The organism is Mesorhizobium sp. M1A.F.Ca.IN.020.03.2.1, assembly GCF_004023205.1.
GTDB lineage: Bacteria > Pseudomonadota > Alphaproteobacteria > Rhizobiales > Rhizobiaceae > Mesorhizobium.
Map to the genome: position 1 here is coordinate 1 of NZ_RZSV01000188.1, position 11,523 is coordinate 11,523.

Genomic DNA, 11,523 nt, shown 5'->3' on the forward strand with positions numbered 1-11,523 from the left:
GAAGTGGATCTTCTACTCCTGCAATGACGACGGCGTGCTCGGCGGCGTGCGCGCCACGGAGAATGCCGGCATGAAGCCGGAGAACGTCATCGGCATCGGCATCGACGGTTCCCGCTCCTGCGAGGCCTTCGGTTCCGGCAAGCCGACGGGCTTCCGCGGCACGATGTGGCTGGACAGCGCCAAGCACGGCGCCGCCGCTATCCAGGCGCTCTACGACCAAGCTACCGGCAAGGAGATGCAGAAGGACTATTTCCAGGACGCCACGCTGATCAGCGGCGAGAACTTCGCCAAGTTCAAGGACACTCTCGGTTGCAAGTCCTAGGCTGCCTTTCGGGCTCGGGGCGGATGGCCTTTGGGCGGGCGGCTTCAAAGGGAGTCTCCCGCCCATGACCGTGCCCGTCGTTGCCGTCGAAGGCGTCAGCAAGCGCTTCGGCGCCGTGCAGGCGCTGCGCGACGTGTCGGTCGCTTTCAACGTCGGCGAGATCACCGCGCTGATCGGCGAGAACGGCGCCGGCAAGTCGACGCTGATGCGCGTGCTGGAGGGCGAGCATCGGCCGGATAGTGGCCGGGTCCTGGTCGACGGGCAGCCGGTGCAGCTCAGCTCGCCGCGCGCCGCACACGGCTCGGGCATCCGCGTCATCCACCAGGAGCCGGAGATCATCCCAGAGCTTACGGTGGCGGAAAACATCTTCATCGGCGACATCAAGGCGCGAGGCGCAATTTTTCTCGACCGCGCTGATCTCGAAAGGCGCAGTCTCGACCTATTGCGCACCTTTGGCGTGGTCGACGTGCTTTCGCCCGGGCAGCGCTGCCATGGCCTGAGCCCGGCGCTGAGGCAGCTGATCGAAATCATGCGCGCGCTGCGGCCGGGCGCGCGGCTGCTTGCCTTCGACGAGCCGACCTCGTCTTTGACGGAGGACGAGGCGCAACGGCTGTTCCGCGTCATCCGGCGCCTGAAGGCCGATGGTGTCGCGGTGATCTACATCTCGCACCGGCTGCGCGAGATCATCGAGCTTGCCGATCGGTGCGTGGTGATGCGCGACGGCAGCCGCGTCGCCGACGAACCAATCGCGGCGCTCGACGAGCAGCGCATGGTGCGGCTGATGGTCGGCAGGCCGGTAAGCGACCTGTTCAACCGAAAAGTGCGTGCGCTCGGGCCGGTCCGGCTGGCGCTCGAAGGCGTCACGACACGCCGCGTCGACGGGATCAGCTTCGAGGTCAGGGCAGGCGAGATCGTCGGCCTGGGCGGATTGGTCGGCGCGGGACGGACGGAAGTCGCGCGCGCCGTCGTCGGCCTCGATCCACTGCTCTCCGGGCGGATGGCCGTCGGCGGCCGGCCTTACAGGCCGCGCGAGCCGGCGGATGCGGTTGCCGCCGAAATCGGGCTGGTGCCGGAGGACCGCAAGCAGGAGGCCCTGCTTTTGATGCAGGCGGTGCGCGACAATGTCAGCCTCGTGGTACCCGACAAGGTGTCGCGCTACGGCTTCTTCAGCCGCAGGCGCGAGCGCGCGCTGGTCGCCCGCCATGTCGCCGAGCTCCGGGTCAAGACGCCGTCGATCGAGCAGGCCGTGGGGAAATTGTCCGGCGGCAACCAGCAGAAAGTCGTCTTCGCGCGCTGGCAGGCACGGGGGCCGGCGGTCCTGATCCTCGACGAGCCGACGCGCGGCATCGATGTCGGCGCCAAGGCGGAGATCTACAGGCTCATCGAAAGCCTGGCCGACCAGGGCCTCGCCATCCTGCTCATCTCCTCGGAGATGCCAGAGCTGCTCGGCCTTGCCGACCGCGTCCTGGTCATGCAGAGCGGCCGCATCAGTGGCGAGCTGCCGTGGCAAGAGGCGAGCGAGGAGGCGGTGCTGGCACTGGCCATGCGCTCGGACAAGAAAGCAATCGAAAGGAGGGTGTCGTGACCGATACCGCGACCGCCGCACGCGAGCGCGCGCCGGCCAGCCTGTTTGGCCGCATCGGCGCGCAAAACATCAGCCTGCTGATCGCTCTGGTCGTGCTGCTGGCGATCTTTGGCGTGTTGAGGCCGGACGTCTTCTTCACGCCGCGCAACCTGATCAACATAGGCCTCGCGGTCACCATTCTCGGCATCCTGGCAATGGCGCAGACCGTCGTCATCGTATCGGGCGGGCTCGACATCTCGGTCGGGTCGATCGTCGGCCTGAGCACGATGGTGCTGGCCGTCGCCGCCCAGGAAACCGGCTCGATCCCCGCCGGCATCCTCGCCGGCCTGCTCGCCGGATTGCTGGCAGGCGCAGTCAACGGGCTGATCGTCGTCTACGGGCCGGTCAATGCGGTGATCGCGACGCTTGGCACGATGTCGGCCTTCCGCGGCCTCGCCTATCTGATGAACAACGGCAATTCCATACCGATCACCGGCGACAGCCTGCGCGCGCTGGGCATCGGCACGCTGTTCGGGCTGCCCTTCGCCATCTGGCTGCTGATCGCGGCGATGGCGGCTTTCATCGTCTTCACCCGTGAGACGGTCGTCGGCCGCAACATCTACGCGCTCGGCGGCAATCCGACGGTGGCGCGGCTCGCCGGCATCCCGATCCGCCGCTACCAGATCTCGATCTATGCGATGAGCGGCTTCGCGGCGGCGGTGGCGGGACTGGTGCTGGCCAGCCGCACCATGTCCGGACAGCCCGCCTCCGGCAGCCAGGGGCTGGAGCTAGAGGCTATCACCGCCGCGATCCTCGGCGGCTGCGCGCTGCAGGGCGGCAAGGGCACGATCATCGGCGCCATGTTAGGGGTGCTGATCATCGGCGTCCTCAACAACGGCATGATCCTGACCTCCGTGCCGACCTTCTACCAGCTGCTCGCCAAGGGCGCGCTGCTGATCCTGGCCGTCATCGTGCAAGAGCGCCAGCGGGCCCGGTCGGGAGAATAGCCCCGCGCGGGGTTAGACGCTTTCGAGATAGGTCTCGATCTCGAAGTCGCTGACATTGAGCGCGAAGGTGTTCAACTCCTGGCGTTTGCAGGCGATGAAAGCGTCGCGCAGCACGGCCGGGAAGATTTCGGCGACGCGCTTGCCGGTCTCGAAGGCGGCGATCGCCGAGGCCCAGTCAGGCGGCAGCTTGGCAAGCGTGAGGCCCTGTCCCTCGCCGCCGGTCGGCTCGCCAGGCGACAGCTGCCGCTCGATGCCCATCAGCGCGGCACCCAGGATCGCCGCCAGCACCAGATAGGGATTGGCGTCGGCGCCGGAAACGCGATGCTCGATGCGGCGCGCGGCAGACGGGCCGCCTGGAATGCGGATCGCCACCATGCGGTTTTCGTAGCCCCAGGCGACAGCCGTCGGCGCATAGGAGCGCGGGCGCAAGCGGCGGTAGGAGTTGAAATGCGGCGCGAACACCAGCGTGCTTTCGGCCATGGCCGCGAGCAGGCCGCCGACGGCGTGGCGCATGGTGTCGGAGCCCTGGTCGCTGCCGTCGTCGAAGATGTTGCGGCCGTCCTTGTCGAGCACGCTGAAATGAACATGGAAACCGTTGCCGGCGCGCTCGCCATAGGGCTTGGCCATGAAGCAGGCGGCAAAGCCGTGCTTGCGCGCGATGCCCTTGACCGTGCGCTTGAAAAGCACGGCGTCGTCCGCGGCGCGCAAGGCATCCGGAACGTGGTTGAGGTTGATCTCGAACTGGCCGACGCCGTTCTCGGCGATCGCCGTATCGACCGGAATGCCCTGCATGCGGCAGGCTTCGTAGATGTCGTGAATGAAGCCTTCGAAATCGTCGATTTCGTCGATCGAAAGCGCCGCATCGGAATCGAGACGCCGGCCGGTGACCGGCGAGACAGGACCGACCGGACGCTGCGATGTCGGATCGACGAGATAGAATTCAAGCTCGGTCGCGGTAACCGGCGTCAGACCAAGCGCTGCGTAGCGGTCGAGGATGCGGGCGAGCGCGCGGCGCGGATCGCCGAGATAGGGTGCGCCGGCCTCGTCGGCGAGCCACAGGGGCAAAAGCGCCGTCGGATGCGCCGTCCAGTTGACGGGCAGGATGCCGCGTCCGGTCCAATGGCAAAGCCCGTCGGCGTCACCGGTCGAGAAAACCTGGGCGTTGCCTTCGATGTCCTCTCCCCAGATGTCGAGCCCGATCAGCGAATAAGGCATGCGCAGCTTGCCTTCGAGCGCCTTGCGCGCCTGCTCGACCGGGATGCGCTTGCCGCGCATGATGCCGTTCAGGTCGCACACCGCGGCCCGCAGGCTCTGGATGTCGCTTCTGCTTTCAAGCCAGTTCAAAACGTCCGCAATTGCATCGCCCAATTTCCAGCCCCTGTTCTTTCGGAGGTGCTGCAGCCGTTCCGGCTACGATATCCATTCTACAGCTTGTGAGTTTATGAAGGTCGCCACGGATGGTTCCAGGCGATGTTCCTTCATTTTTTCAATTCACTAGCTGGGATATCGGGCGGCATTTTGGGTCCATAGCTGCGATCTGCGATCGCAACATAGCTGGCCGCTAGGGGAAAGCCAAGGGGGCATTTGCGCGGTCAACGGTGAGCTGGCTGCCGGTATCGTGATGGCCGAGGGCAATCCCTCGATCTACGCTGGCATTAGTGCCGCAATTCAGGAAACTTGATCTGTTTGAGAATGTGCGTCGCGCCCTCGTCGATGTCGCGCACGATGGCCGCGCGGGCTCGTTCGCCGTCCTGGACCTCGATCGCCGCCACGACCTCTTCATGATAGTCGATGCCGAGAATGCCGGCGAGGTCGTCCTCGAAGCCGATGCGCAGGTTGCGGAGGAAGGGGCCCACCTGCATCCACACGGTCTCGATGAGGAAGATCATCTGCTCGTTGCCGCAGTGGCGGTATATCGAGAATTTGAAGTCGTGATTCTTGCGCAGGTAGTCGTCGATGTCGCCGCTGCGGGCGGCCTGGGTGAGCTCTGTGCAATGACGGCGGATGGCGCGCAGGTTGTTGCCGTTGATGAGGCCGGTGGCGAGCTCAGTGGCCGTGCCTTCCAGGACCATGCGCACGTCGGTGAGCTGCTGGAAACGGTCGGCCGAAATCATCGGCACCTCGACGCTTCCGTTCGGCATCGGGCTCAGCGCCCTGAGCGCCTGCAGCCGCATGAAGGCGCTGCGCACCGGCATGTCGCTGGTGCCGAGCTCCTTGGCGAGCTTGCGCGAGGTCAGCTTCTGGCCGGGCTGGAGCTGACCCGACATCAGCGCCCGCACCAGTTCCAGATAGACTTTCTCATGCAGCGGTACTGTGTCGAGGGCAGTCAGTCCGAATTGTGTTTTGTCGGCCATTGGCTATGCGCTACTTCCGTCCCTGAAATCTGTTTAGCCGCTCTGTCCGCAACCGGAGACTTGGCCGGCGGCCCTCGATCCGCACGATAGACGGTTAACGCGCGGCGCCGCAAGTGAGGCAGGGGCGGCCTCCTGACTGGCCCGAACGGCGCCCTCGGCATGCGTGCCGTGGAGCGGTTCCATTTGGCTGGAGACGCGCTATCCGATGCGCGCGTCGATGATCTCGACGAAGCGCGCGAAGAGGCCGGCCTGCGACCTGATCTTGAGCTTGCGATAGATGTTGCGGCGATGGACCTTCACGGTCCCTGGGACGATCCTGAGCGCCCTGGCGATCGATTCCGTCGAGTGACCCTGGAGCACCAGGTCGACGACCTGTTTCTCGCGCGAGGTCAGCGACAGGCTCTTCCAGATGTGGGCGCGATCCAGCTCATTGGTCACCGCCAAGGCTTCGCCCGGCGGCGCAACCGTGGTCTCTTCGGCAGGCAAGGCTGGCCAGCGCTGTCGGCAGAAGCCGACCACCGCGGGAGCCATGTCGCGCAACAGCCTAGCGTCGGCTGTTCCGAACGGCCCCGAGGCGCGCAGCCGCATCAGCGACAGCACCAGCGCATCCTTGCCGGCCAGCGGAACGAAGAAGCCGACCTCCTCGGCGAGCCGGGTCTGGCTGTAGTAGGAGCGGTAGTACTCGCTGGCATAGAAGCGGTCCGGCGCCAACTCGCGCATGCGCCAGAAGCCTTCCCTGCGCTCGACCGCGGCGTGATGGAAGGGGTCGAGCAGATAGGGCCCTTCCTGATAGAGCGCGACGAAGATGTGGCTTTCGGCCGGCGAGAAGGTCTCGAACAGAAGCGGCGGCCGCGCAGCACCCCGATAGCCGAAGACCACGCAGTGATCGAAGCGGACATGCCCGCGCAGCCAGCCGACGATCGCCTTGCCGAAATGATCGCCGGTCTCGCGCGCCGCGGCAATCACGGCGCCGAGCGCGTTGTAGTCGTCGCTGCGGGAGGCGCCCAGTTCATACCCCTTGAAAAGATAAAATCAACTAAATATACCACCCGTGAGGTATATACTAGACGCCATTGGCTCTGCTAGCTTTGCAAAGATTGCCTCACGCTGTCGCTGGAGCCCGTGGCTTGACTGCAGTGCCCGATATCGAGTTTCGCGCGGTCACCAAGCGCTACGGCGCCGTCACGGCGGTCAGCGGCATCGACCTTGCCATCCCGCCCGCGGCCTTCGTCGCCCTGCTCGGACCGTCCGGCTGCGGCAAGACGACATGCCTGCGCATGATCGGCGGCTTCGAGCAGCCGAGCGAGGGCCAGGTGCTGATCCGCGGCCGCGACATGGCCGGAACGCCGCCTTACCGGCGTCCGGTCAACATGGTGTTCCAGCAGTACGCGCTGTTTCCGCATCTCGATGTCGAGGAGAACATCTCCTACGGACTGCGCCAGGCAAGGCCGCGTCTGTCGTCGCGCGAGATCAGCCTGAAGGCAGGTGAGGCGTTGGCCATGGTGCAGCTTGCCGGCTACAGACGCCGCAAGATCCACGAGCTTTCCGGCGGCCAGCAGCAGCGCGTCGCGCTCGCCCGGGCGCTGGTCAACAAGCCTGCGGTGCTGCTGCTCGACGAGCCACTGGCGGCGCTCGACAAGAAGCTGCGCACAGACATGCAGATCGAGCTGCAGAACCTGCAGCGGGAGATCGGCATCACCTTCGTGCTGGTCACCCACGACCAGGAGGAGGCACTGTCGATGAGCGACTTCGTGTGCGTCATGAATGGCGGCCGCGTGGTGCAAATCGGCCAGCCGAGCGAGATCTATGACGAGCCGGCCGATCTGTTCGTCGCCGATTTCGTCGGCAAGACGAATCTGCTCAGCGGCAAGGTGGCCGGGCTCTCCGGCGACCTCGTCGACGTGGCGCTCGCCGACGGCACGGTGATTTCGGCGCGCAAGCGGGTACCGCTCAGCCGGGGCGAGGCCGTATCCGTCAGCCTTCGGCCGGAATCGCTCAGCCTCTCGGCGCCCGGAGGCGGCGGTCTCAAGGGCATTGTCCGTAACCGCATCTTTCTTGGCTCGACCGCGGAATACGCGATCGAAGTGCAGGGCATTGGATCATTGCTTACCAAGGCCGATCACGTGACTGGCCGGGGCAACCTTTTCAAGCCGGGCGAACCCGTCGCCATCGGCTTCGCCGCCGGAGCGCCGCTGGCGTTTCCGCAACCTAAGAACAACGGGACCAACCAGAGGGAAGACCAACATGTCAAAATCCTATCGTGACGGACTGCCGATAAGCCCCGAAAAATTCGTCGACCAATTGATGCGCCTGAAGCGCGGCTCGATCAGCCGGCGCGACTTCCTCGGCCTCACCGGCCTCGGTGTCGCGACCGCGGTGATGGCGCGCGAGCTCGGCATCAGGCCGACACCGGCCTTTGCTGCCGAGAACCTCGGCGACCGCATGTCTATCGCCACCTGGCCGAACTATCACGACCCGCAGACCTTCGAGAACTTCAAGGCCGAGACGGGCGTGGCCGTCGAGGTCAACGTCTTCGGTTCGAACGAAGAGATGCTGGCCAAGCTGCAGGCCGGCGGCTCGGGCTGGAGCCTGTTCGTGCCGACCAACTACACCATCTCGACCTATAAGAAGCTCGGCATCATCGAGCCGCTGGACATGGCCAAGCTCGGCAATTTCGACGGCAGCAAGGAAGATGCCCGCTTCACCGCGGAAGGCACGATCGACGGCACGATCTACGCCGTGCCGAAGAACTGGGGCACGACCGGCTTTGCCGTCAACACCAAGAAGCTCGCCAAGCCGATGTCGAGCTGGAAGGAATTCTGGGACACGGCCATGGCGGAAGGCGACGGCCGCACCATGGTGCATGACTACCAGCTGACCACGATCGGCAATGCGCTGAAATATCACGGCTACTCGTTCAACTCGCTGAAGCAGGACGAGCTCGCCAAGGCCGAGGAACTGCTGCTCAAAGTCAAGCCGCATCTCTTCGCGGTGTCGAGCGACTATCAGCCGTCGATGCGCTCGGGCGACGCCTGGATGACGATGTGCTGGACCAATGACGGCGCGCAGCTTCATCGCGATATTCCTGAGATCGCCTATGTGCTCGGCAAGGAGGGCGGCGAGATCTGGACCGACTTCTACGCCATCCCGAAGGACGCGCCGAACAAGCCGGCCGGCTATGCGCTGCTCAACTACCTGATGAACCCGAAGGTCGCCGTCAAGGAGCATCTGGCCAATGGCGCGCCTTCGACCGACGCGCGGGTCAATGCGCTGCTGCCGAAGGAGGTGCTCGAGAACCCGATCCTCTATCCGGCCGCCGAGCTTCTGAAGCCGCTCGAGTTCGGCGCCGCCGCGACGCTCACCGATCCGGGCCGCGCCGAGCTGATGGCGCGCTTCAAGGCCGCGTGAATCAGGGCATCAACTCCGGTCAAGTTCTTACCGCCGGCGGGCAGAGGCCCGCCGGCGCCGAAGCGGCTTTTTCAATGCGCGGCAGTCTCCTTCGCAAAAATCTCCTGACCGCCCTACTGCTCGCTCCGGCGACGCTGTGGCTCGTCGTGTTCCTGGTCTTGCCGTTCGTCGCCATCGCCGTCTTCAGCGTCGGTGAGCGGGCACCCGAGGGCGGCTACCAGGCAGCGTTCACCTTCGCTCAATATGCCAACCTGCCGGCACGGGCGACCGCCTTCTGGAACACGATGGTGCTGGCGCCGGTCGGCGCGCTGGCCTGCCTCCTCGTTGCCTATCCCGTCGCCTATTACCTGGCGCTGCGCGCGCCGCAGCGCTGGCGGTTGATCCTGCTCGCGCTGATCGTCATCCCGTTCTGGACCAGCCTTCTGATGCGCACCTATGCCTGGATGTACATCCTTGGCGGGCGCGGCATTCCCGCCCTGCTCGCCTATATAGGCATCGAGGATCTCAGGCTGATCAACACGCCTGGCGCCGTGCTGCTCGGCATCGTCTATGGCTATCTTCCGCTGATGATCCTGCCGATTTATGTCAGCCTCGAACGGCTCGACCGGCGGCTGCTCGAGGCGTCCGCCGATCTGGGTGCTACGCCGCTATCGACCTTCCTCGGCGTCACGCTCCGGCTGTCGCTGCCGGGCGTGATGACCGGCTTCTCGCTGGTGATGATCCTGCTGCTCGGCGAGTATCTGATCCCGACGCTGCTTGGCGGCGGCAAGGTGTTCTTCATCGGCAACGCCTTGGTCGACCTCTTCTTGCAGTCACGCAACTGGCCGTTCGGATCGGCGATTGCCATCACGCTGGTGCTGGTCTCGGTCGTGGTGCTGATCATCGCCAACCGCCTCTCGACCCGGCTTTCGGGCGCCCGCCGCGTGGACCTAATCTGATGCGCGCCTTCGTCGTTGCCGTCTTTGCCTTCCTTTATCTGCCGATCGCGCTGGTCGTGCTGTTCTCGTTCAATGCCGGCCATCACGCCAGCGAGTTCACCGGCTTCTCCGAGCAATGGTACGGCAAAGCGCTGTCGAACCCGTTCCTGGTCGAGGCGCTGAAGAACAGCCTGTTCATCGCCACCACCAGCGCGCTGCTCGCGGCTTTCTGCGGCACGGCCGCGGCGCTCGGGCTGCAGCGTGTCGGCGCGCGGACAAGGGGCGTGTTCGACGCGTTGCTGGGTGCCGCGATCGTTGTGCCGGGCGTCGTCATTGGCATTTCGACGCTGGTGGCCCTGGTGCAGCTCTTCGCCGTCGTCAATCCGTTCCTCGCTTCGGTTTGGCCGACCGACCAGCCGCCGCGCCTGGCGCTCGGCTACGGCTCGATCATCGCCGCGCACGGCCTGTTCTCGATGGCGCTGGTGACGATGATCGTCGGCACGCGGCTCAGCAGCCTCGACCGCAACCTGGTCGAGGCCTCGAGCGATCTCTATGCAACACCGCTGACGACGTTCCGCTCGATCGTGCTGCCGCAGATCATGCCGGCGGTGATCGCCGGCTTCCTGCTCGCCTTCACCTTCTCCTTCGACGACTTCATCATCGCCTTCTTCGTCGCCGGCGCGCAGACGACCTTGCCGATCTATGTCTTTGCCTCGATCCGACGCGGCGTGACGCCGGAGATCAACGCCATCGCGACGATCGTGCTCGCCGCCTCGGTGCTGCTCGTCCTGCTCGCGCAATGGCAGCTCGGCCGACGAAAACCATTGCCGTGAAAGACAGATCCATGATTTTGAAAGATCGCATCGCCGTGGTGACGGGCGCCGGGTCGGGCATCGGGCGCGCCGGCGCCATGATCATGGCGCGGGAAGGGGCTGTCGTGGTGATCGCCGACCGGGATCCGGCGGCAGGCGAGGCCACGGCGGCCGCTATCCGCGCAGCCCGCGGCCGGGCCGAAGCGGTTGCGACTGATGTCGCCAACGACACGGCGGTCGAGGACCTCATAGCGGGAACGCTCGGCAAGCACGGCCGGATCGATATCCTGCACAGCCATGCCGGCATCCAGGTCGGCGGCACGCTGACGGAAGTCAGCACCGACGGCATGGATGCGTCGTGGCGGATCAATGTGCGGGCGCAGTTCCTCGCGGCGAAGACCGTCATGCCGGCGATGATCGCGCAGGGCGGCGGCGTCATACTCAACACTGCGTCCAATTCCGGCGTCTTCTACGATCGCGAGATGATCGCCTATGCTACGTCCAAGCATGCGGTGGTGGCGATGACCAGGCAGATGTCGCTCGACTACGCCAAGCACAATGTGCGCATCAACGCGCTCTGTCCGGGCTGGGTCGACACGCCGTTCAACGAGCCGTTCATCACCCAGATGGGCGGACGCAACGCGATCGAAAACTATGTCCGGACCAAGATCCCGATGGGGCGCTGGGCGAGCGCGCAGGAAATCGCCGAAGCAATCCTGTTCCTGGTCTCCGACCGCTCGTCCTTCATGACCGGCCAGGCGCTGGTCGTCGACGGCGGCGAAAGCATCGGCTGAGGCGCGCTTGGCGAGCGATCTACCGGTCGACTGGATTTCCGAATGCCGGATCGCGACGTCGCGAGTAGGTGTCGATACGCGGCAGATCGTCGGAGAATTCCAGCCAGGGCAGACGCAGCCGCCAATAGGCGTGGGCTTGTGGCCGAAACCGCTCCGGATGGTCCAAGAAGCCGATCGTGACATAAAGCTCGTCGTTCAGTCCCTCGTCGCGATAGGCGATCGAGGTGCCACATTTCTCGCAGAAGCTGCGGACGATGCCCCGGGTCTTCGAGAATTCCCTGGGCTGGCCGCGGGTCAAGCGGATCTGGTCCGGCCGGTAACCGATCCAGATGGTCAGCGGGCTTC

11 protein-coding genes and 1 pseudogene are annotated in these 11,523 nt (G+C 65.2%); 8 read left to right on the forward strand and 4 right to left on the reverse strand.

Annotation, left to right across the window (positions count from 1 at the left end; all coding sequences use genetic code 11):
- The 3 genes and pseudogenes from EOA79_RS24125 to EOA79_RS24135 form a co-directional block, all read left to right on the forward strand.
- Positions 1-322 (forward strand): annotated as a pseudogene (locus EOA79_RS24125) (hypothetical protein); the annotation flags it as partial.
- A 64-nt stretch (positions 323-386) separates the two neighbouring features.
- Positions 387-1,907: a sugar ABC transporter ATP-binding protein gene (locus EOA79_RS24130; RefSeq protein ID WP_095823553.1), complete on the forward strand. Its 1,521-nt coding sequence runs from the start codon at positions 387-389 to the stop codon at positions 1,905-1,907.
- On the forward strand, positions 1,904-2,893 hold the full coding sequence (locus tag EOA79_RS24135; RefSeq protein ID WP_095823552.1) for an ABC transporter permease: 990 nt from the start codon (positions 1,904-1,906) through the stop codon (positions 2,891-2,893). Before EOA79_RS24130 ends, EOA79_RS24135 begins: the two co-directional genes overlap by 4 nt.
- Before the next feature lie 12 nt (positions 2,894-2,905).
- Here the strand turns inward: EOA79_RS24135 and EOA79_RS24140 are convergent, their stop codons facing one another.
- The 3 genes from EOA79_RS24140 to EOA79_RS24150 form a co-directional block, all read right to left on the reverse strand.
- Positions 2,906-4,261, reverse strand: a complete 1,356-nt coding sequence (locus EOA79_RS24140) for a glutamine synthetase family protein (RefSeq protein ID WP_067319031.1) — start codon at positions 4,259-4,261, stop codon at positions 2,906-2,908.
- Positions 4,262-4,548: 287 nt separating this feature from the next.
- Positions 4,549-5,247, reverse strand: coding sequence for a GntR family transcriptional regulator (locus tag EOA79_RS24145; protein WP_095823551.1), 699 nt, complete (start codon positions 5,245-5,247; stop codon positions 4,549-4,551).
- Between the two features lie 198 nt (positions 5,248-5,445).
- Complete coding sequence (locus EOA79_RS24150; protein ID WP_245479216.1) at positions 5,446-6,213, reverse strand: helix-turn-helix transcriptional regulator; 768 nt, start codon at positions 6,211-6,213, stop codon at positions 5,446-5,448.
- A gap of 161 nt (positions 6,214-6,374) precedes the next feature.
- Here EOA79_RS24150 and EOA79_RS24155 point away from each other — a divergent pair, with 161 nt between their 5' ends.
- From EOA79_RS24155 to EOA79_RS24175, 5 genes are all read left to right on the forward strand, one after another.
- A complete protein-coding gene (locus EOA79_RS24155; RefSeq protein ID WP_095823549.1) occupies positions 6,375-7,511 on the forward strand; it encodes an ABC transporter ATP-binding protein in 1,137 nt (378 codons plus the stop codon).
- On the forward strand, positions 7,492-8,655 hold the full coding sequence (locus EOA79_RS24160) for a spermidine/putrescine ABC transporter substrate-binding protein (protein WP_095800622.1): 1,164 nt from the start codon (positions 7,492-7,494) through the stop codon (positions 8,653-8,655). Before EOA79_RS24155 ends, EOA79_RS24160 begins: the two co-directional genes overlap by 20 nt.
- A gap of 74 nt (positions 8,656-8,729) precedes the next feature.
- Positions 8,730-9,593, forward strand: coding sequence for an ABC transporter permease (locus EOA79_RS24165; protein ID WP_095823603.1), 864 nt, complete (start codon positions 8,730-8,732; stop codon positions 9,591-9,593).
- On the forward strand, positions 9,593-10,405 hold the full coding sequence (locus EOA79_RS24170; RefSeq protein ID WP_127335397.1) for an ABC transporter permease: 813 nt from the start codon (positions 9,593-9,595) through the stop codon (positions 10,403-10,405). Before EOA79_RS24165 ends, EOA79_RS24170 begins: the two co-directional genes overlap by 1 nt.
- 11 nt (positions 10,406-10,416) lie before the next feature.
- Positions 10,417-11,178 carry a glucose 1-dehydrogenase gene (locus tag EOA79_RS24175; RefSeq protein WP_095823547.1) on the forward strand — a complete coding sequence of 254 codons (762 nt, stop codon included), beginning with the start codon at positions 10,417-10,419 and terminating at the stop codon, positions 11,176-11,178.
- 19 nt (positions 11,179-11,197) lie between these two features.
- Here the strand turns inward: EOA79_RS24175 and EOA79_RS24180 are convergent.
- Positions 11,198-11,523 (reverse strand): GFA family protein (locus EOA79_RS24180; RefSeq protein ID WP_164893932.1); only part of this gene is annotated, 326 nt, incomplete at its 5' end.